The sequence below is a fragment of the Epibacterium sp. MM17-32 genome (assembly GCF_022348205.1).
GTDB lineage: Bacteria > Pseudomonadota > Alphaproteobacteria > Rhodobacterales > Rhodobacteraceae > Epibacterium.
Window position 1 is genome coordinate 73,383 of sequence record NZ_JAKRFC010000006.1, and the last position, 20,363, is coordinate 93,745.

Consider the following 20,363-nt stretch of genomic DNA (forward strand, 5'->3'; position numbering starts at 1 on the left):
CGTCTCCTACCCCGGAACGCAAACAGCCGCAGCACGAGGCCGCGGCTGTCTCTGTCGCATGAGGCCCAATCAGGCGTCGATATTGGCGAATTGATTGCCGGTGGTGTCGTTGTTCTTGGTCCAGTCGCGCTTCACGCCCAGCCAGAGCAGGATGGTGGAGGCCACGAAGATCGACGAATAGGTCCCGACCACAACGCCCCAGATCATCGCAAAGACAAACCCGCGGATCACATCGCCGCCCAGGACATAGAGCGAGATCAGCGCCAGCAGCGTTGTCACAGAGGTCATCATGGTCCGGCTCAGGGTCTCGTTGATCGAGATGTTCAGGACCTCGGCCAGCGGCTTTTGCTTGTAGCGGCGCAGGTTCTCCCGCACCCGGTCAAACACCACCACAGTATCGTTCAGCGAATAGCCGACGATGGTCAGAAGGGCCGCGATGATCGCAAGGTCGAACTTGATCTGCAATTCGGAGAAGACACCGATGGTCAGGATCACGTCGTGTACCAGTGCGGCCACAGCACCAAGGGCGAACTGCCATTCGAACCGCAGCCAGATATAGATCAGCACCGCGCCGATCGCCAGCGCCACCGCAATGACCGCGGTCTGCACCAGCTCTCCCGAGACCTTGGGGCCGACGCTTTCAACCGAGATGAACTTGATCCCGGGCGCAACCGCATCCAGCGCCGCCTGCACATCCGCAATCACGGCGCTGGACAGGGCTTCGCCATCCTCCTGCGCCTCGATACGGATCATCGCCACGTGCTGGTCTTCGTCAAAGGTCGGGTCGAACACCTCGGTTATGCTGATGTCGCCCAGCTCCAGCGGGGCAATGGCATCGCGGTAGACCCCGATATCGAGATCCTGCTTCGCCTCGGTGCGGATCGTGGTGCCGCCCCGGAAGTCGATGCCGAAGTTCAGCCCCTGCAGTGCAAAGGAGGCAAAGCCGATCACCACCATCAATGCAGAGATGCCGAGCCAGACTTTCCACAGCCTGAAGAAATCAAAGGAGGTCCCTTCGGGTACCAGTTTCAAGCGCATCGGTTACACCTCGATGGTTTTGGGACGGCGACGTTCGAACCACATCACGATGATCAGTCGGGTGACGAAAATCGCGGTGAAGACCGAGGTCAGAATGCCGAGGCCAAGGGTAATGGCAAAGCCACGCACCGGGCCGGAGCCCATGGCAAAGAGGATCACGGCGGTGATGAAGGTGGTGATATTGGCATCCACGATCGCCGAGAGCGCCTTGGAATAGCCCTCGTCGATGGCCTTGGCGGGACCCCGCCCTGCCTTCAGCTCCTCGCGGATTCGTTCAAAGATCAGCACGTTGGCATCCACCGCCATCCCCACCGTCAGAACGATACCGGCAATCCCCGGAAGGGTCAGCGTGCCGCCGATCAGGCTCAGCGCGCCAAAGATCAGGGCGATGTTCAGGATCAGCGCCACATTGGCAAAGACACCAAACATCCCGTAGCTCAGCACCATGAACACCAGCACGCCCGCAAAGGCGACAACCGTGGCCACCTTGCCGGCATCAATGCTGTCCTGGCCAAGCTCCGGGCCGATGGTGCGTTCTTCGAGGAACTGCAATTCCGCCGGCAGCGCACCGGCGCGCAGCAGGACCGCCAGTTGGGTGCTGTCCTCCACGGTGAAGTTGCCGGTGATGATGCCGGAGCCACCGGGGATGTGCGAGCGGATCACCGGGGCGGAGATCACCTCGTCATCGAGGACAATGGCAAAGGGCGCGCCGATGTTCTGGGCGGTATAGTCGCCGAATTTACGCGCACCGGCGGTGTTGAAGCGGAAATTGACCGCGGGCTGGCCGTTCTGGTCAAAGGCGGGCTGCGCGTCGACCAGTTCCTCGCCGGTGACCACAGGCGCGGATTCCACCGTGTAGTAGGTGCCCGGCTCGTCGATCGACGGGATCACCTTGTTGCCAATACCGGCAGCCTCGTCGGGGTCGGAGCCACGGCTGACCACCGGATTGAAGGTCAGCTGTGCGGTGGTGCCGATGATCTCTTTCAGCTCGGCCGCGGACCCGATGCCCGGCACCTGGATGAGGATCCGGTCGCTGCCCTGACGCTGAATGGTGGGCTCACGGGTGCCAACCTCGTCGATCCGGCGGCGGATGATTTCCAGCGACTGGCGCACGGTACGATCATCGGAGGCGAGTTTTTCCTCGTCGGAGAGCGCGATGGTGATCACATCCCCCTGCCCGCTGACGGTGATGTCGGTGGCCCCCGCCCCGGTAAGCGAGGTCACCGGATTGGCCAGACCGCGCACCAGTTCCAGCGCCCGGTTCATGCCCGCTGCATCCGACAGGCGCAGGCGAATCTGATCCGCTGGCGCCTCGGGGATGCGGCGGAAGGTGCCAATGGTGCCCCGTTCATCGCGCAGGGTGTTGCGGACCTCAGGCCAGAGCGCATCCATCCGTGCGGCATAGACATCGCTGACCTGTACTTCGGCCAGCAGATGTGCGCCGCCGCGCAGGTCGAGACCGAGGTTCACAAGCCCCGAGGGCATCCACTCGGGCCATTGCCCGGCCACGGACAGACGTTCAGGCGTTTCGCCCTCGACCTCTATCGCGGCCCAGGCGTCATTGGATTGTTCTACACGGGTATAGAACGCATTGGGCAGGGCAGCCAAAAGGCCGGCCACGCAGACCAGCCAGATGAGCACCCTCTTCCAGGTATCGATTTGCAGCATTACCCTGCCTTTTCAGTAGCGTGCGAGGCGAGGCTCAGGATGCGGGCTCGGTCTTGTTCAGCACCTGCGCGATGGTGGATTTGACCACGCGAACCTTGACACCCTCTGCGATCTCGACCTCGATTTCGCCGTCTTCCTTGACCTTGGCCACCTTGCCGATCACGCCGCCCTGGGTGACGACCTGATCGCCACGGCGCAGGGCTTCGACCATATTCTGATGCTGCTTCATCTTCTTCTGCTGCGGACGGATGAGCAGGAAGTACATGATCGCAAAGATCAGGATCAGCGGGATAAACTGGGCGATTGCGCCACCTTCCATGGGGTATTTCCTTCTGTCTTTGGGGGTCGCGTCAGCGCCCGGATTTTGCGTGGAACCTATGCGGTGCATTGGGGCATTGCAAGGCGCGGAGGACGCGATCCGGCGGGCTTTCATCACGCAAAGCACGCTTTTCGCGCCTCAATGCCACAGCTGCGGCTACAAGACCCCCTTGCCGGGCGCTGCCCCCTTCCCCTTCTCCCCCTGCTCGGGCATAGCTAACGGCACTGATTCAAACTGCATCATAGGAGCAGACCCATGCATGACATCCGTGCAATCCGCGAGAACCCGGCCGCATTTGACGCCGCCCTGGCCCGTCGTGGAGAGTCTGCCCTGTCCTCTCAGGTGCTGGAGCTGGACGAGGCCCGTCGCGCCAAGATCCTCGCGGCGGAAACCGCGCAGGCCGATCAGAACAAGGCCGCCAAAGCCATCGGTGCTGCCAAGGCCAAAGGCGATGAGGCGGAGTTCGAACGCCTGCGCGCCGAGGTTGCCGACAAAAAAGCCGAAGTTGCCACCATGCAGGCCGAGGCCAAGGAGCTGGACGCCAAGCTCACCGATATGCTGGCGCGCATCCCCAACAGCCCGGCCGAGGACGTGCCCGAGGGCGCCGACGAGGACGACAATGTCGAGGTGAAGCGCTGGGGCGATGTGCCCGCGTTCGACTTTGAACCCAAGGAGCATTTCGAGATCGCAGGCGTCGCCAAGGCGATGGATTTTGAAACCGCCGCTAAGATCTCTGGCGCGCGTTTTGTGGTGCTTAAAGGGGCCGTGGCCCGCATCCACCGCGCACTGGCGCAGTTCATGGTCGACACCCATGTGGACGAAAACGGCCTCACCGAGGTGAACTCGCCCGTATTGGTGCGGGACGAGGCCATGTACGGCACAGATAAACTGCCGAAATTCGGTGACGACAGCTATCAGACCACCAACGGCTGGTGGCTGGTGCCCACCTCCGAGGTGCCGCTGACCTACTCGGCTGCTGGTGACGTCATCGACGAAAGCGCGCTGCCGATCCGCTATACCGCGCATACGCTGTGTTTCCGCTCGGAAGCCGGGTCGGCCGGCAAGGACACCTCCGGCATGCTGCGTCAGCACCAGTTCGAAAAGGTCGAGATGGTATCGATCGTGCATCCGGACACCTCTGACGATGAGCAAAAGCGCATGTTGGGCTGTGCCGAAGGCATCCTCGAGAAACTCGGCATCCCCTATCGCACCGTGGTGCTCTGCACCGGCGATATGGGCTTTGGCGCGCGCCGGACCTTTGACATCGAAGCCTGGGTGCCCGGCCAGAACACCTATCGCGAGATTTCTTCGGTCTCGACCACCGGTGATTTCCAGGCCCGCCGCATGAATGCCCGGTTCAAACCCGCCGATGGCGGCAAGCCGGCCTATCTGCACACGCTCAACGGCTCCGGCCTTGCGGTCGGGCGCTGCCTGATTGCGGTGCTGGAAAACGGCCAGCAGGCCGATGGCTCGGTCAAACTGCCCGCAGTGCTGGCGCCCTATCTCGGCGGCAAGTCGACCCTGACGGCAGAGGGTACACTGGCCTAAGGGCCAGAGGCCCGGCACCCACGCAAACCACACAGAAAAACCGGCGCCCGAGGGTGCCGGCTTTTTTATAAGGTACAGAAAGAAAACGACGCCAGGCCCTGACGTTACTTGTCTTTCTTGCTCTTCTTGTCTTTCTTCTTTTTCTTTAGATCGGCCTTGTCGGAGAGGATTTTCTTCGCCTTGACCTTTTCCTTGGCGATCTCTTTCTTGGCCTTGTTCTTTTCCTTTTTGGCCTTTGATTTCGCCTTGGCCTTGGCGGCCGCGAATTCGGCCATCAGGGCCTTTGCCTTCTTGGCGGCTTTTGCGGCCTTGGCTTCGGCCTTTGCCGCCTTGGCCTCCGCGGCAAGGCGTGCGGCCTCGGCAGCGGCGACGGCACTGTCGACCCCCTCGCGCCCCTGCTCGGCAGCGGTATCACCCCCGGACTTCACCGTCTCGGCGGCCTCGGTTGCGGCGGTTTTTGCAGCCGCCACGGTTTCCGGTTTCACCGCAGGTGTCCGGACGGTCCGTGGTTTGCGCGGGCTGGCGGGTTTGGCCGCACCGCGCGAGGCGGCGGTACCGGATTTTGCCGCTGGCGCTGCCTGTGTGTCAGCGGCTGGCGCCGCCCCCCCGAGGAGTTCCGCCGATGCGGCCTTCATCTTGGCAATCCGACTGGAGCCGAGCCCGGGTATCTTGCTGAGTTCCGCATCCGAACGGCGCGACAGATCCTCGACAGATTTGATGCCATGATCCTGGAGCAGCTTTGCCAGCGCGGGCCCCACACCGGGGAGTTTCAATATCGGGGTCATAGGTGGGTTCGGCCTCCAAGAAAAAACGTTTCCTTCGGATCAAGAGGTTAGCGGCGTCTTCCCATCATGTCCAACCCATCGTTTGCCCCGTGTGGAGAACGGCGACAGGTCAGCTGGGAAACGGCACGAGACGTTTTTGATCCTCGTCCCACAGCTTCAACCCCAGCGCCCGCAGAGCCTCGATAAACTTGATCCGACGCGGCGCCATGTCCTCGGGCAGGTTGTAGTGGCACTGACGTAGCCGATAACTCGGGATACGAGCGTTGAAATGGTGGATGTCATGCAGGGTGATATTGGCCACGGCAAAATCGAAGAACCAGCCAAAATCCAGACAGGACGACCCCTGCAAGGCGGCCACGCGGGGATCAAGCTCCGGTCGGCGATCCCAATAGGTGTCCTCGAAATTATGCTGCAGATAGACCAGAAACACCCCGATCATGCCGCCTAGGAAGGAAAACCCAAGCCAGATCAGCAACCCCTCGCTGCCCGCCACCAGATACAGCAGATAGAGCCACGCCACGATGGCCAGATTGTGCAACAGCACCGGCATCACCCCGAATTCGAGCGTATTCTTCGGCCAGCGATAGCGGATGAAATAGGTGAAGGCCGCCCCCAGCGGCACCAGCACAAACGGGTTGCGATAGAGCCGATATTGCAGCCGCTCCCAGAACCCTGCCTGTGCCCATTCCGCCACCGTCATGGTGTGTATTTCACCGGTTTCGCGGTGCTCCAGATTGCCGACATTGGCGTGGTGCAGGTTGTGGTTCTGCTTCATCACCTCAAACGGGGCAAAGGTGAAGGGCGAGAGCCCATGCCCGGCCCATTCGTTCTGGGAACGGGTCTCGAACAGCGAATGGTGGCCGGTGTCATGTTGCAGCACGTATAGCCGCACCGCGCAAAAGGCAAAAACGATGCCTGCGGGCCACATGACAAACCACAGGTGGGAATAGGAAATCGCCAGATACAGCGTCGTGAAATAGACCGCAAATGTGCCAAAATAGCTCAACGCGGCAAGCCGGTTGTCTTTTTGCGTGTACTGGCGTGTGTAGGCTCTCAGATCCATGTCTGACCCCATAAATACGCTCTGTGACGCCTGCGTGACGGCAGGCTGATGGTGAAAATGCACCCTGCTCAGTTAATATGTATACGCTCTAAGACAAGAGGCCGCAGCGGAAAAATGCCCGCCGCGCAGGTGTTTGCCACACAGGCACACGCCAAAGTTGCACAGCCTGTGGTCAGACGGGTGCAGCGGACAATGCCAGAACGCCCATCTGTTCGAGCCCCTGCAACACCGCATCCACCGCGACCGTCGCCAGGATCAGCCCCATGACCCGGCTGATGACGCTCACCCCGGTCTGACCGATCCAGCGCTGGATCTTGCTGGCCAGCAGAAGCAGCACGAAGGTGACGACCAGGACCAGCGCCAGAACACCGGCGGTCATGGCCTGTTCCACGATACCTGTCGAATGGTTGTCGGTCAGGATCACCACCGCGAGGATCGCCCCGGGAGAGGCGATCGACGGGATCGCCAGCGGGAACACCGCCCCCGACAGGTCTTCGCTCTCGGCTTCCTTGATTTCGCTGGCGGCCTTGGTCTCGCCAAAGATCATGCTGAGCGCAAAGAGGAACAGCACGATGCCGCCCGCAATCTGAAACGCGCCGAGACGCAGCCCGATGCGCTCGAGGATGATCTGCCCCAGCACCAGAAACAACCCGAGCACCAGCGCGGACACCAAGACCGCTCGCAGCGCAAAGGACCGGTGCAGCCGCTGCGGCACTGCGGCAGTGGCAAACAGAAAGACAGGAATGCTGCCAACCGGGTCGATCACCACAAAAAGGGTGATGAATTCCCGGATCAGGTCCTGAATGCCAAAGGGCCAGGTCATGTGGCGCGGTCTCCTGTCAGTGGTGCCGCGCCAGCCGGGATCAGCTCTTGCGACCGTCGAGATGTTTACGCAGGCGCGACGGGGTCGCTTTCTTCTTGCCCTTGTAGGGATTCTTGTCGCCCTGCCCCCGCAGGGTCAAGCGGATCGGCGTGCCCGGCATGTCAAAATCATCGCGCAACCCGTTGATCAGATAGCGGTTGTAGCTCTCGGGCATCTTGTCCGGGTGCGAACACATCACCACGAATCCGGGCGGTCGGGTCTTGGCCTGCGTCATGTAGCGCAGCTTGATCCGCTTGCCTTGCGGGGCGGGCGGCGGGTGCTGTTCCAGCATGCCCGCAAGCCAGCGGTTCAGGGCCGCTGTCGGCACCCGGCGGTTCCAGACATCATGGGCGCGCATGATTGCGTCATGCAGGCGCTCCAGCCCCCGCCCGGTCTTGGCCGACACCGTGATCAGCGGCGCGCCGCGCAATTGCGGCAACAGCCGCTCGAACGCTTCCTTGAGCGCCTTGAGCTTGTCCTGCTTCTCGTCCTCGATGTCCCATTTGTTGACCGCGATCACCACCGCACGCCCCTCGCGCGCGGCCAGGTCGGCAATGCGCAGATCCTGCTGTTCAAACGGGATCGCAGCATCCAGCAGGACCACCACGACCTCGGCAAATTTCACCGCCCGCAGACCGTCGGAGACCGAGAGCTTTTCGATCTTTTCCTGGACCTTGGCCTTCTTGCGCATGCCGGCGGTGTCAAAGATCCGCATGGGTGTTCCGGACCAGTCGATCTTGAGACTGATGGCGTCACGGGTGATCCCGGCCTCTGGTCCGGTCAACAGACGGTCTTCGCCAAGGATCTTGTTGATGAGGGTCGACTTGCCCGCGTTGGGGCGCCCCACGACCGCCACCTGAAGCGGTTTTTCCATTGTCGGAACAGGTGTTGCGGCGATCTCTTCACCTGCGTTGAAGTCCGCGTCCGCATCTTCGTCCAACAGGACATCCGTGAGGGGAGCGGTCTCTTCGGCCAGTTTCTCGAACTTCTCCGACACCGGCAAGAGTTCCGAATAGAGGTCGTTCATGCCTTCGCCATGTTCACCGGACATGCGGATCGGCTCGCCGAGCCCCAGCCCATAGGCCTCCAGCACGCCTGCATCGGCGGCGGAGCCCTCGGATTTGTTGGCGGCCAGGATCACATGCGCCGATTTCTTGCGCAGGATCTCGGCAAAGATCTCATCCGTCGGGGTCACGCCGACGCGCGCATCGATCATGAACAGGCAGACATCCGCCATTTCCACCGCCCGTTCGGTCAAGCGCCGCATGCGGCCCTCGAGACTGTTGTCGGTGGCGTCCTCCAGACCGGCGCTGTCGATCACCGTGAACCGCAGGTCGCCCAGCCGCGCCTCGCCCTCGCGCAGGTCGCGCGTGACACCGGGCTGGTCGTCGACCAGCGCCAGCTTCTTGCCGACAAGACGGTTGAACAAGGTGGACTTGCCCACATTCGGGCGCCCCACAATGGCGAGCGTAAAGGACATGGCTCCGGACTTTCCGTGATTGGTGAACCGCGCGCATAACCTATCTTTGGCCCGCACGCCAGTAAATAAATTCGCGGTCTCCGGAGCTCTGCCTCCCGGATGTCGTCAGGTCTGCCAGTCAGAGCGGAGCGCTCCCGCCCCCTCGCGATGCGCAAAGCGCAGCGCAACACCTCACTGTTGCAGCGTCAACAGGTTAGCGAAACGCCGCAAGTTCTCCGTCCGAGGTCACCACGTAGAGCGTGCCGTTGGCGACGACCGGCTCTGTCGAAGCGCCCCCTTTGACCACAATACTGCGGTTGAGGCTGCCGTCCACCGGATCAAAGAACCGCAGGCGGCCGTCATTGGAGGCCACCACCAGCTGCCCGCCCGCCAGGATCGGACCATGATGCGCCACGATCTCGGCACGCTTGCGCGGCTTGTCCTTGACGTAGCCCGGCAGGTCCACCGACCAGATGGCTGTGCCGTCATTGGCCCCAAGACGCATCAACCTGTTGCGATCACTCACGAAGAACACGCTGCCGCCGGCCACCCAGAGGGGGCCGAAGGTGCCTTCGAACGCAGTCCAGAGCCGTTCGCCGGAGTTCACGTCAAAGGCCGCTGTACGTCCCGAATGGTTGCCCACATAGACACGATTGCCGTCCAGGAAGGGCGCGCCGGTGACATCGCTGATCTGCGAAATCGCGCTGCCGGTGCGCGCGCCGGAGACCGATGCGATCCAGCGGCGGAACCCGCCGCGCCGGAAGGTCCCGATCAGATCGCCGGAGCCGAAGGCAAAGACCGAAATCTCCGGCCCGACCACGGGCGCCGGGGCGCCGAGGATGTTCGACGCACTGGGGCTGGCTTCCAACTGCCAGGCAATGCGGCCATCCTTGGTATCAATGACCCACGCGGTGTCATCACCCGCCACAAGATACAGCAGCCCATCGCGAATCGTCGGGTTTCCGGATCCGGTGGCGCCCAACTCCTGACGCCAGATCTGCTGGCCGGTCTCCGCATCCAGCGCGGTCAGAATGCCAAACCCGGAGGACACATAGACAACACCGCCAGCATAGGCGATGCCGCCCCCGGTGGCGTCGCCCTCGCCATCGCTGGACGGCAGGATCGCTCGTTGCCACAGAACCGCCCCCGCAGGCGACACTGCGGACACCTGAGAGGAGGCATCCAGCGTGTAGATGCGACCACCGCCGACGACCGGCGCCGCGGTGATGCGCTGCTTGCGGCTATCGCCGCTGCCGATGTTCGTGCTCCAGACCAGGGCGGGCGCTGCAGACAGCGCCGCATGGGTGGTCCGGGTTGCCGCCTGCCCCGGGCTCTGGGTCCAGGAGGAATTATTGACCGCACGCGGCAGGGAAATCGCCCGCGCCTGGTTTTCAACCTCGCCGCTCTGTCCGCCGCGGATGTCTTCGCGCGGGCCGCGCAGGATTTCCTCCGGTTCGGCGCATCCCAACAGGAGCGCCGCAATCGCCGTTGCCATTACACTTGCACGGAGGCCAAAGCCACCTGGAGTTGCCGTCATCACCCTGCCCCTGTCATCATTCCTGGGTCATTTCTTCCGGATCTCGTCACCACTCGAACCAGAGCGGCGCTTACCCGTCCCCGTCCTGCGCGTCCGCCTCGGGCGATCCGCCGAGAGCCACAATCACTTGAGACACCCGCTCTTGCAAGTCCCGGGACACGCCGACCGAAGCAGAGATCTCCTGCAGACGGGCAAGCGCTGCCGCGGTGTCACCGGCCTCGATGTCCAGCAAGGCCAGCTGTTCGGCTGCCAGATACTGCAAGGTCCCGCCCGGGGCAGCGAGGGCCTCCAGGCGCAGGCGCCGATCCTCTGCCGACATGGTATCCGCCTGCAGCAGAACCGATTTGAAGGCCGCAATATCGCGATAGACCTGGGGCAGATCCCCATTGGTGGCGATCCCGTCCAGCAGTACGACCGCCTCTTGCGGGCTTCCGGCGTCGACGCGTGCGGCTGCTTCGGTCATATCGACTACGGCTTGCGCGCCCGCGCTGCCCGCCTCGATCTGCGCCAGACCATCGGCCCGGGCCGCGGCCGCATCCACCGAGAGGGCCGCCGTCATCGCGTCTCCCACGTCCTGCGCCTGGCTGCGCGCCTGCGCCTGGCTGTATTCGCGCCAAGCGGCGCCGCCCACGATCAGGATCACCACAACCGCGCCGATCCAGCCGTAGCGCTTGAACAGCAGGAACAAACGGTCGCGGCGGACCTCTTCCGTCACCTCATCGATGAAACTGTCGGTATCGCTCATGAAACGGCCTCTGTCCCTGATGCCCCCAAGGGGCGAAATTTCTTCCTGACGATGTGTCATAGCCTGTGCACTCAGACAAGCCAAGTCCTGTGCACAAGAGCACAAAACCTGCCATTTGCCGGTGCGAAACGGCTCGATCAGGGAGAATTTTCACTCATTCGCGTCATTTTGCGTGACAAGAGCAATCTGAACCATTTTGTTTGCCGCCGGGACCGCTTAGACCTGAGCCCGGATCAAGGGCCCCGGCGCACGTGTTTCGGAAAACCATCACACTGTGACCTGCTTCACAGTGTGACGTGGCGAAACGGGGTTATACTCACAAAAACGTGTTCAATCTGGAGACGACGTTTAACATGCGCATTATTCCCCCTCTGACCGCCCTGGTCGTGACCGCAAGCCTTTATGCCGTGGTCATGGAGCGCGACAGCCTGTTGGCCTTCGCCCGCGGCGAGGACACGACGGACATGGAAGCGGCCGACTCCGCTGCCGAGGCGGCGCAGACCGCGCTCGCGGATGCAGGGTCCGATGCTACGGCAGACGGCCCGCCGCAAGTGGCGGTGGTCGCCGTGCACAGCACGGCCCGCGCCATCGACAACGCGGTGGTGCTGCGTGGCCAGACCCGTGCCCTGCGCGAGGTCAACGTCATGGCCGAAACCACCTCGACCGTGATCTCCGATCCGCTGCGCAAGGGGGCGACGGTGGACCGCGGCGATGTGCTGTGTGAACTGGACCCCGGCACCCGCCCGGCCTCGTTGCAGGAGGCGCGCGCGCGCCTCGCCGAAGCCCGCGCCAAAATGCCAGAAGCCGAAGCCCGCCTGGAAGAAGCGCATGCGGTGCTGGAAGAGGCGCGCATCAACCTCACCGCGGCACAGAAGCTTTCTGAAGGGGGCTATGCCTCTGAAACCCGTCTGGCCTCTGCCAAGGCGGCCGAGCGCACCGCACAGGCGGCGATCGCCTCTGCCGAAGGCGGGCTGGAATCCACCCGCGCCGGGATCGAATCCGCCGTGGCCGCCGTGGCCGCCGCGGAAAAGGAAATGGATCGCCTGGTGCTGCACGCGCCGTTCAATGGTATACTCGAATCCGATACCGCCGAGGTCGGCAGCCTGCTGCAGCCCGGCACCCTCTGCGCCACCGTGATCCAGCTCGATACCATCAAGCTGGTGGGATATGTGCCGGAAACCGCGATCAACCGGGTCTCGCTGGGGGCGCGGGCCGGGGCGCGGCTGGCAACCGGCCAGCAGGTCACCGGCGAGGTGTCCTTCATCAGCCGCTCAGCGGATGAAACCACCCGTACATTCGAGGTGGAGGTCACCGTGCCAAACCCTGACCTGAGCATTCGCGATGGCCAGACCGCAGAAATCGCCATCGCCGCCGAAGGCGCCAAGGCCCATCAATTGCCGCAATCGGCGCTGACACTGAACAACGAGGGGCAACTGGGCGTGCGCGTGGTCCGTGCAGATCGCACCGCCGGTTTTGTTCCGGTGACGCTGTTGCGGGATGAGGCCGCTGGCGTCTGGCTCGACGGTCTGCCGGAACAGGCGGATGTGATTGTTGTTGGACAGGATTTTGTCACCGAAGGGGTGGCCCTGAACCCAACGTACCGGGAGGCAAGTGAATGATCGGCGTCGTCAACTGGGCTGCAGATCGTGCCAGGATGGTCCTGGCCTTTATCGCGATTTCCCTCCTGGTCGGGGGCTTTGCCTATGTCAGCCTGCCCAAGGAAGGCGAGCCTGACATTGAAATCCCCGCCCTGTTCATTTCGGTGCCCTTCCCCGGCATTTCCGCCGAGGATTCGGAGACGCTGCTGGTCAAGGTGATGGAAACCGAACTGGCGGATCTGGACGGCCTGGACAAGATGTCGGCCACCGCGGCCGAAGGTTATGCCGGCGTCGCACTGGAATTCGAATTCGGCTGGGACAAGACCGCTGTCATGGCCGACGTCCGCGACGCGATGGATGCCGCCGAGGCGGAGTTTCCCGAGGGCGCCGAGAAATACGCCATCCACGAGATCAACTTCTCCGAATTCCCGATCGTCATCGTGAACATGTCGGGCCCGGTGCCCGAACGCACCATGGCCCGGCTGGCCAAGGATTTACAGGACGACATCGAAGCGCTGGATGCGGTGCTTGAGGCCGGTATCGCGGGCAATCGCGACGAAATGGTCGAGGTGCTGATCGACCCGCTCAAGCTTGAGTCCTACAATGTCACCGCGGTCGAGCTGATCTCGGTGGTGCAGAACAACAACCAGCTGATCGCCGCCGGCGAAGTGGAGAGCGATCAGGGCACCTTCTCGGTAAAGATCCCGTCTTCCTTTGACAGCGTCGAGGACATCTATGGCCTGCCGGTCAAGACCAACGGCGACCGGGTGGTGACCCTTGGGGAGCTGGCGCAGATCAACTTCACCTTCGAGGATCGCCAGGGCACCGCGCGGTTCAACGGCAATGAGACCGTCGCCCTCCAGATCGTCAAGCGCAAGGGCTTCAACCTGATCGATACCGTTGATCTGGTAAAGGAAACCCTGGCCGAAGCGCAGGCCAAATGGCCGCCGGAGTTGCAGGCGGCGATCGAGATCGGCACCTCCAACGACCAGAGCCGGGTTGTCGGCTCCATGGTGAGCCAGCTTGAAGGGTCGGTTCTGACCGCGGTGGCGCTGGTGATGATCGTCGTGCTTGCGGCGCTTGGCAGCCGGGCTGCATTGCTGGTGGGCTTTGCCATTCCGACCTCGTTCCTGCTGTGCTTTGCCTTCCTGGCGCTGATGGGCATTTCGATTTCCAACATCGTCATGTTCGGCCTGATCCTCGCAGTGGGGATGCTGGTCGACGGCGCCATCGTGGTGGTGGAATATGCCGACAAGCGCATTTCCGAAGGCACCGGCCCGATGCACGCCTATGTGGAGGCGGCGCAGCGCATGTTCTGGCCGGTGGTTTCTTCCACCGCGACGACGCTTTGTGCTTTCTTGCCGATGCTGTTCTGGCCCGGGGTGCCGGGCGAGTTCATGGGCATGCTGCCGGTGACGCTGATCTTCGTCCTGTCCGCATCTCTGGTGGTTGCGCTGATCTACCTGCCGGTGATGGGCGGTGTGACGGGCCGCATGAGCCGCGCCTTTGGCAACGCCTCTGACGCGTTGCGCCACCATCTGCCCTGGGTGGTCCGGGCCGCACTGGTGCCGCTGGCGATCTGGGGCATGTTCGTGGGCGCGATGCAGCTTCTGAACCCGGCGTATCTGTTTGCAAATGGCGCGGGCCTGTTTGCCACGCTTGTGGGGGTCGCGATCTTTTTGCTGTCCGCCGTCGCCGCCTCTGTCACACTCGGGGCAGCGGAGTTGCAGCATCGCGAACGCCGGGTCGAGGCCGGCCATCGCCTTGGCGGTTTTGGTTGGTTCATCAAGCTGATCGTCGGCAACCCGGTGATGCCGGTGGTGACGCTTGTGGTCGTGGGCTTTGGCATCATGACGGTGTTTGGCCTGTTCCAGACCAACAACCACGGCGTCGAGTTCTTTGTCGAAAGCGAACCAGAGCAGGCCACCGCCTATGTCCGGGCGCGCGGCAACCTGTCGCTGCATGAAAAGGACGAAATGGTCCGCGCCACTGAAGACATGATCATGCGCCATCCGGCGGTCATCAATGTGTTCTCCTTTGCCGGTGAGGGCGGTCTGAACACCGATGCCTCCGGCGCCAGCACGCCGCCCGACACCATCGGCCAGGTCCAGTTCGAGATCATCCCCTGGGAGGATCGCCCGACAAAAACCGAACCGGTCTTTGGGGGCTTGTTCGAGCGGGAAGTCACCGCGGATGAATTCGATGGCGACACGGTGCTCGAAGAGCTGACCAGTCTGACCGACACGCTGCCGGGCTTTGAGGTGGAGATCAAGGCGCTCGAAGGCGGGCCGGCCTCCGGCAAACCGGTTCACCTGCGCATCAAGGGTGACGACTGGGAACCGCTGCGCGCAGCCACCGATGCCGCCCGCACCAAATTCGAGGACACGCCGGGGCTGACCCTCATTGAGGACAGCCTGCCCCTGCCCGGTATCGACTGGGAAATCGACGTGGATGTGGCCAAGGCCGGCCGCTACGGTGCCGATGTGGCAACCGTTGGCGCGATGGTGCAGCTGGTCACCCGCGGCATCCTGCTGGACACCATGCGCGTCGACAGCTCCGACGAGGAAATCGAAATCCGCCTGCGCCTGCCGGAGCAGCAGCGGGTGCTGTCGACCCTCGACACGCTGAAGCTGCGCACCGAGGAAGGGCTGGTGCCGCTGTCCAATTTCGTGACCCGAAAACCGGTTCCGAAACTGGCCGAGATCTCGCGCGTTGAACAGCAACGGTATTTCGATGTGAAGGCGGATGTGGAACCGGGCCTGAACCGGATCATGGGCACGGATACCGAGGGGGAGGCCATCTCGCTGGCGGTGGTCAAACAGGTGACAGAGGGGCAAACCGCCTCTGACCAGGCGATCACCCTGCCAAGCGGCGCCAAGGCGGAGATCCAGTCCCTGACCGGCGCTGCATCCGCTGACGCGCTGCGCGAAGCGATTGCGGACGGCGAGACCAGCATCGTTCCGATCAACTCCAACGAACGGATTGCGGAGCTGACCAAATGGCTGGAAACCGAACCCTTTGACGCCTCCATCGACTGGGAGTGGACCGGCGATCAGGAAGAACAGGAGGAATCCGGTGCCTTCCTGATGCGGGCCTTTGCCGGGGCGCTCGGGCTGATGTTCGTGATCCTGCTGGCGCAGTTCAACAGTTTCTACAACTCGGTTCTGGTGCTGCTGGCGGTGGTGCTGTCCACCACCGGGGTGCTGATCGGGATGATGGTGATGCAACAGCCGTTCTCCATCATCATGACCGGCACCGGGATCGTGGCGCTGGCGGGGATTGTGGTGAACAACAACATCGTCCTGATTGATACCTATCAGGAATTCAGTCAGCACATGCCCCGGATCGAGGCCATCATCCGCACCGCGGAGGCCCGCATCCGGCCAGTGCTGCTGACCACGATCACCACCATGGCCGGTCTTGCACCGATGATGTTCGGGGTCAGCCTGGACTTCTTTGGCGGCGGCTACTCGATCGACAGCCCCACCGCCCTGTGGTGGAAACAGCTGGCCACTGCCGTGGTGTTTGGTCTGGGTGTGGCGACGGTTCTGACACTGGTCGTGACCCCCTCCCTGCTGGCGATGCGGATCTGGTTCAGCACCTATATGGCCGCCCTCGGCCGTCTGGTCGCCCGCGTGACGGGCGGACAGGGCAGCCGCGTGGCCCGGGATACGGTGCTGAGCCGCAAGGCACGCCACCTGCCGATGACGGAGGTGCACTGGACTGACGATGAACCGCAGGAGGCAACAGAAGAGCCGTCCGCGGCGGCGGGGGCAGCCTCGCTGAAGGCTGCCGAATAGCGGCGCGTCAGCACAGAGACAAAAAGAAGGGCCTCTCCCGCGATGGGAGAGGCCCTCTTCATTTGGCCGCAGCTACACCTCTGTCGAGGGACTGCTGACGCAAACGATGTTACCCGTTGTTGTAGGACTGGCCTTCGGCGGTATTGCCGATACCCGGTTCCAGAACGTCAGACAGCTCGGCCTGGTCGATTTCTTCCATGTCCGCAACGCCGTCCTTGTTCACGTCCACTTCCTCAAAGACCTTCTTGGTCAGGGACGGATAGTCCTCTTTCAGCTCGGAGAAGGTCAGCGAACCGGCTTCGTCCACACCATTCGGCGTCGGATCATAGTTGCCGTCGGAGGAGGAGTTCGTGACTGCCATCTCCTCGTCCAGCACACCGGACTGCTCGGCCTCATCGATCTCTGCCATGTCGGCCACACCGTCCTTGTTCACGTCGACCTGCTCAAACACCTTACGGTCGAGCGTGGGATAGACGTCCTTCAGCTCGTCGAAGGTTTGCGAACCGGCGCCGGATACATCAGCCATGGCCGGGGCGGCAATCAGGGCGGAAAGGGCGGCGGTGGTCAGCGCAAAGCGTTTCATAATGTTGTCCTCCTTTTCAGGATCGCAGTGTATTTTGGAGGTCTTGTGCCTCCGTGACATCCGACCAACACGCCACAGCCAAAGATGTTCCTGCCAGTCTCGTTTCCGTGAAGAAAATGTGAGAAACCCCCGCCTATCCCCCTGCGGAACAAGTAAAAAGACCCCGCCGATGGGCGGGGCCTTTCATGTGCTGCAACCTGGAACACAGGCGCAGTCTCTTGGGGGAAGAGAGGGTCAGACGGTCCGGCGGGGGCGCGGAGCCGTCGCGCACGCCAGGAAGCACAGCACAAGCCCGTGGCAGGATCCCGAACCCGGAACAGGCGCATAACAGACGCGCACGGGGGCTGCCGCAGGGAGGCGCGCCCAGGGGCCCATCCGGGCAACCCTGGGCGACGGCCATTCGGGTTAGCCGTTGGTGACGAGGATGCCAGCTTCCTGCGCGGCTGCGACCTCTTCCATGTCCGCCTCGCCATCGGCGTTCACGTCGATCTGAGCAAAGGTCTCTTCGGTGAGCGCCGGATAGGCGATCTGAAGCTCTTCCAGCGACAGGGTGCCATTGCCATCCGCATCCACTTCGGGCGCGAAGTTGCTGGCCAGAACAGGGGCTGCGGCGATTGCGGCAACGGCGGCGGTCAGGGCAAAAGTCTTCATCGTTATACTCCACTCTTTGGTTTGTTTCGGTCACCGGCAGTTCAGCGCCTCGTGACATGATGGAAGGTAGAGAGCCCCCTCCACCGCCGCCAGAGCGATCCGGCTTGCCCCCGTTTTCGGGCGGTGTTCGGCCTGATTTTTCGTTTTACATCGGCGACTTAACGCATAGGCACCCGCACTGCACATATCGCCGCCGACCCCCGGGGCCGAAACGGGCGGCGCGCCGCGCAAATTCGCCCAAAAGAAGAAAAGCCGCCCCGGCCGGGAACAAAATCAAACCCGGGGCAAAGCAAAAAAAGAGGCGACACCCCCGGTGCCGCCGTCGAATTTCTATCTTCATCACGATCTGCCACGCCAGCTGATCTGACAACGGCAGTGTCAGTCGTAAAAGGTGTAGCCCCCCAGTGCGCAGAGATCGAGGCCGAAGTCCTCCAGCACCGCGCCATCGGAGAAGATACCGCGAATGTCGTAAACACAGGTGGACTGGCCATCCGCAATCACGACGTCGATCTCATATCCCGGTTGCAGATAGCCCCCGGCCAGCAGGTTCTCTTCCCAGGACGCGGATTCCGCGACGGACACGTTGAATTCAACCAGATCGGCGCTGCTTTCGTTGCTCAGCAGAAAATCGAGATCCTCCGCGTGCGACACGGTGGCCGCAGCGCTCAGGACAAGGGCCATCAGGGCCTGTTTCAGTCGTTGGGTCATCTGTTCTCCCTGGAGAGACCGCCATCCGCGCCGCACCGTCTCCCCAAGCGGTGCGGCCCATTGCAGAATATGACAGAGAGATGACAATCCAAAGCGCTAAAGCGCGCGCATGGGGTCAGGGAGACGCCGGAGCTCAGTCGCGGTCCAGATCCGACTGCTGGCGGTGCCAGAGTTGCGCATAGCGCCCACCCTGCCCGATCAGCGCGTCATGGGTTCCGGTCTCGGCGATCTCGCCCTGCTCCAGCACCACGATGCGATCCGCTTCGGCGATGGTTGACAGCCGGTGGGCAATGGTGATCACGGTGCGCCCCTGTCCGGCACGGGCCAGCGCCGTCTTGATCTCTTGTTCGGTGTCGGTATCAAGCGCCGAGGTGGCCTCGTCCAGCAGCAGGATCGGAGGGTCCTTCAGCAAGGTGCGGGCAATGCCGACGCGCTGTTTTTCACCGCCCGAAAGCTTCAGCCCCCGTTCGCCCACCTGCGTGTCGTAGCCCGCGGGCAGGCTTTCGATAAAGTCATGGATCTGGGCATCGCGCGCGGCCTGTATGATCTCGGCCTCGCTGGCGCCATACCGCCCGTAGGCGATGTTGTAGCGAATGGTGTCGTTGAACAGCACCGTGTCCTGCGGCACCACGCCGATGGCGGTATGCAGGCTCTTCTGGGTCACGTCGCGCACATCCTGCCCGTCGATCATCAGCTGACCGCCGGTGACATCGTAGAACCGGAACAACAGCCGCCCGATGGTCGATTTACCCGATCCGGTCGATCCGACGATCGCCACCGTTTGGCCGCCCTGCACCGTCAGAGAGACGCCTTTCAGGATCTGGCGCTCCGGCTCATAGCCGAATTCGACCTGCTGCAATCGGATTTCGCCCTTGTCCACGCGCAGCTCCTGCGCATCAGGCCGGTCTTCGACGTCCGGCGCCTGCTCCAGAAGATCGAACATCTCGCCCATGTCCACCAGGCTTTGACGGATCTCGCGATAGACCGTGCCCAGGAACCCCAGCGGGCCGGTGATCTGGATCATGTAGGCGTTGACCATGACAAAATCGCCCACCGTCAGATCGCCGCGCTCCACCCCCGCAGCCGCCATCACCATGACCGTGACCAGCCCGGTGGTGATGATGACCGCCTGACCGAAGTTCAACGCCGCCAGCGAATAGGCCGTCTTCAGCGCTGCGGCCGCGTAGTTCTTCATCGCCCCGTCGTAGCGTTCGGCCTCGCGATCCTCTGCGCCAAAGTATTTGACCGTCTCGTAGTTCAGCAGGCTGTCGATCGCCTTCTGATTGGCATCGGTGTCCTGGGTGTTCATGTCCCGCCGCAAGCGCACCCGCCATTCCGTCACCGCAAAGGAGAACCAGGCATAGAGACCAACGGTCACCGCAACGGCCACCAGATACCAAAAGTCGAACATCCAGGCGAGCACCACCGCAACCAGAGACAGCTCCAGGATCAGCGGCCCGATCGACAGCACCAGGAACCGCAGGAGGAACTCCACGCCCTTGACGCCACGCTCGATGATCCGGCTGAGGCCGCCGGTCTTGCGGGTCATGTGATAGCGCATCGACATCGCATGGATGTGGCGGAAGGTGGAGAGCGCCAGACGCCGCAGCGCCCGTTGCGTCACCGGGGCAAACACCGCATCACGCAATTGCTGAAACCCGGTGTTCATCACCCGCGCCATACCATAGGCGATGGTCAGGCCGATCGCGCCAAGCGCCAGCACCGGAACGCCCTCGTCGGCAAGCGCATCCACCGCGCCCTTGTAGAGCATCGGAGTCGCCACCGCGATCCCCTTGGCAGCCACCAGGACCGCAATCGCCAGGACCACCCGGACCCGCACCGACGGCGCCTCCTGCGGCCAGATGTAGGGCCAGACCTTGCGCAGCGTGCGCAGCCCGGAACGGCGTTCCTGCGCGGCGGTGGGCGTCTCACTTTGGCTCATCTGGGGTCCTTGTCTCAGTCTGTGCGGCCGCATCTGTGCCGGTTCAGGGGCCGGCGC

The 20,363-nt window shown here is 62.8% G+C and carries 16 protein-coding genes; 3 read left to right on the forward strand and 13 right to left on the reverse strand.

The window, feature by feature from the left end; translation table 11 throughout:
* Positions 1-69: 69 nt before the first annotated feature.
* The 3 genes from secF to yajC are packed head-to-tail and all read right to left on the reverse strand — an operon-like array spanning position 70 to position 3,025.
* Positions 70-1,038 carry a protein translocase subunit SecF gene (gene secF, locus MHM88_RS11550; RefSeq protein ID WP_239364773.1) on the reverse strand — a complete coding sequence of 323 codons (969 nt, stop codon included), beginning with the start codon at positions 1,036-1,038 and terminating at the stop codon, positions 70-72.
* Between the two features lie 3 nt (positions 1,039-1,041).
* Entirely contained in the window at positions 1,042-2,706 is a 1,665-nt protein-coding gene (gene secD, locus MHM88_RS11555) for a protein translocase subunit SecD (RefSeq protein ID WP_239364776.1), read from the reverse strand.
* Between the two features lie 34 nt (positions 2,707-2,740).
* Entirely contained in the window at positions 2,741-3,025 is a 285-nt protein-coding gene (yajC, locus tag MHM88_RS11560; protein WP_239319588.1) for a preprotein translocase subunit YajC, read from the reverse strand.
* A gap of 255 nt (positions 3,026-3,280) precedes the next feature.
* Between yajC and serS the strand changes: the two genes are divergently transcribed.
* Positions 3,281-4,573, forward strand: coding sequence for a serine--tRNA ligase (gene serS, locus MHM88_RS11565; protein WP_239364779.1), 1,293 nt, complete (start codon positions 3,281-3,283; stop codon positions 4,571-4,573).
* A gap of 104 nt (positions 4,574-4,677) precedes the next feature.
* On the opposite strand, the gene MHM88_RS11570 is transcribed toward serS, so the two are convergent.
* The 6 genes from MHM88_RS11570 to MHM88_RS11595 all read right to left on the reverse strand — a co-directional run bounded on the left by MHM88_RS11570 (position 4,678) and on the right by MHM88_RS11595 (position 11,024).
* Positions 4,678-5,358 carry a helix-hairpin-helix domain-containing protein gene (locus tag MHM88_RS11570; protein WP_239364782.1) on the reverse strand — a complete coding sequence of 227 codons (681 nt, stop codon included), beginning with the start codon at positions 5,356-5,358 and terminating at the stop codon, positions 4,678-4,680.
* A gap of 109 nt (positions 5,359-5,467) precedes the next feature.
* Entirely contained in the window at positions 5,468-6,421 is a 954-nt protein-coding gene (locus tag MHM88_RS11575; protein WP_239364785.1) for a fatty acid desaturase, read from the reverse strand.
* 172 nt (positions 6,422-6,593) lie between these two features.
* Positions 6,594-7,244 (reverse strand): MarC family protein, encoded by a 651-nt coding sequence (locus tag MHM88_RS11580; RefSeq protein WP_239364787.1) that lies wholly within the window; start codon positions 7,242-7,244, stop codon positions 6,594-6,596.
* A gap of 40 nt (positions 7,245-7,284) precedes the next feature.
* A complete protein-coding gene (gene der / locus MHM88_RS11585) occupies positions 7,285-8,763 on the reverse strand; it encodes a ribosome biogenesis GTPase Der (RefSeq protein ID WP_239319573.1) in 1,479 nt (492 codons plus the stop codon).
* A gap of 193 nt (positions 8,764-8,956) precedes the next feature.
* A complete protein-coding gene (locus tag MHM88_RS11590; RefSeq protein ID WP_239364790.1) occupies positions 8,957-10,279 on the reverse strand; it encodes a PQQ-like beta-propeller repeat protein in 1,323 nt (440 codons plus the stop codon).
* A gap of 70 nt (positions 10,280-10,349) precedes the next feature.
* On the reverse strand, positions 10,350-11,024 hold the full coding sequence (locus MHM88_RS11595) for a hypothetical protein (RefSeq protein ID WP_239364793.1): 675 nt from the start codon (positions 11,022-11,024) through the stop codon (positions 10,350-10,352).
* A gap of 353 nt (positions 11,025-11,377) precedes the next feature.
* Here MHM88_RS11595 and MHM88_RS11600 point away from each other — a divergent pair, with 353 nt between their 5' ends.
* Together MHM88_RS11600 and MHM88_RS11605 are read left to right on the forward strand one after the other, a co-directional pair.
* The gene (locus tag MHM88_RS11600; RefSeq protein WP_239364796.1) at positions 11,378-12,643 is read left to right on the forward strand and encodes an efflux RND transporter periplasmic adaptor subunit; all 1,266 of its coding nucleotides are present in this window, start codon (positions 11,378-11,380) and stop codon (positions 12,641-12,643) included.
* A complete protein-coding gene (locus MHM88_RS11605; protein WP_239364799.1) occupies positions 12,640-16,422 on the forward strand; it encodes an efflux RND transporter permease subunit in 3,783 nt (1,260 codons plus the stop codon). Before MHM88_RS11600 ends, MHM88_RS11605 begins: the two co-directional genes overlap by 4 nt.
* Positions 16,423-16,531: 109 nt before the next feature.
* On the opposite strand, the gene MHM88_RS11610 is transcribed toward MHM88_RS11605, so the two are convergent.
* From MHM88_RS11610 to MHM88_RS11625, 4 genes are all read right to left on the reverse strand, one after another.
* A complete protein-coding gene (locus MHM88_RS11610; protein WP_239364802.1) occupies positions 16,532-17,005 on the reverse strand; it encodes a hypothetical protein in 474 nt (157 codons plus the stop codon).
* 405 nt (positions 17,006-17,410) lie between these two features.
* The gene (locus MHM88_RS11615) at positions 17,411-17,656 is read right to left on the reverse strand and encodes an EF-hand domain-containing protein (RefSeq protein WP_239319561.1); all 246 of its coding nucleotides are present in this window, start codon (positions 17,654-17,656) and stop codon (positions 17,411-17,413) included.
* 378 nt (positions 17,657-18,034) lie between these two features.
* Positions 18,035-18,364: a hypothetical protein gene (locus MHM88_RS11620; protein ID WP_239319558.1), complete on the reverse strand. Its 330-nt coding sequence runs from the start codon at positions 18,362-18,364 to the stop codon at positions 18,035-18,037.
* 133 nt (positions 18,365-18,497) lie between these two features.
* Positions 18,498-20,306, reverse strand: a complete 1,809-nt coding sequence (locus tag MHM88_RS11625; RefSeq protein ID WP_239364805.1) for an ABC transporter ATP-binding protein/permease — start codon at positions 20,304-20,306, stop codon at positions 18,498-18,500.
* Between the last annotated feature and the right edge of the window lie 57 nt (positions 20,307-20,363).

Bases quoted from the DNA above. Each gene is read 5' to 3' on its own strand.
- secD (WP_239364776.1), bottom strand. From the start codon at position 2,706: ATGCTGCAAATCGATACCTGGAAGAGGGTGCTCATCTGGCTGGTCTGC.
- yajC (WP_239319588.1), bottom strand. From the start codon at position 3,025: ATGGAAGGTGGCGCAATCGCCCAGTTTATCCCGCTGATCCTGATCTTT.
- MHM88_RS11575 (WP_239364785.1), bottom strand. From the start codon at position 6,421: ATGGATCTGAGAGCCTACACACGCCAGTACACGCAAAAAGACAACCGG.
- MHM88_RS11615 (WP_239319561.1), bottom strand. From the start codon at position 17,656: ATGAAGACTTTTGCCCTGACCGCCGCCGTTGCCGCAATCGCCGCAGCC.
- der (WP_239319573.1), bottom strand. From the start codon at position 8,763: ATGTCCTTTACGCTCGCCATTGTGGGGCGCCCGAATGTGGGCAAGTCC.
- MHM88_RS11595 (WP_239364793.1), bottom strand. From the start codon at position 11,024: ATGAGCGATACCGACAGTTTCATCGATGAGGTGACGGAAGAGGTCCGC.
- secF (WP_239364773.1), bottom strand. From the start codon at position 1,038: ATGCGCTTGAAACTGGTACCCGAAGGGACCTCCTTTGATTTCTTCAGG.
- MHM88_RS11570 (WP_239364782.1), bottom strand. From the start codon at position 5,358: ATGACCCCGATATTGAAACTCCCCGGTGTGGGGCCCGCGCTGGCAAAG.
- MHM88_RS11625 (WP_239364805.1), bottom strand. From the start codon at position 20,306: ATGAGCCAAAGTGAGACGCCCACCGCCGCGCAGGAACGCCGTTCCGGG.
- MHM88_RS11605 (WP_239364799.1), top strand. From the start codon at position 12,640: ATGATCGGCGTCGTCAACTGGGCTGCAGATCGTGCCAGGATGGTCCTG.
- MHM88_RS11590 (WP_239364790.1), bottom strand. From the start codon at position 10,279: ATGACGGCAACTCCAGGTGGCTTTGGCCTCCGTGCAAGTGTAATGGCA.
- MHM88_RS11620 (WP_239319558.1), bottom strand. From the start codon at position 18,364: ATGACCCAACGACTGAAACAGGCCCTGATGGCCCTTGTCCTGAGCGCT.
- MHM88_RS11580 (WP_239364787.1), bottom strand. From the start codon at position 7,244: ATGACCTGGCCCTTTGGCATTCAGGACCTGATCCGGGAATTCATCACC.
- serS (WP_239364779.1), top strand. From the start codon at position 3,281: ATGCATGACATCCGTGCAATCCGCGAGAACCCGGCCGCATTTGACGCC.
- MHM88_RS11600 (WP_239364796.1), top strand. From the start codon at position 11,378: ATGCGCATTATTCCCCCTCTGACCGCCCTGGTCGTGACCGCAAGCCTT.
- MHM88_RS11610 (WP_239364802.1), bottom strand. From the start codon at position 17,005: ATGAAACGCTTTGCGCTGACCACCGCCGCCCTTTCCGCCCTGATTGCC.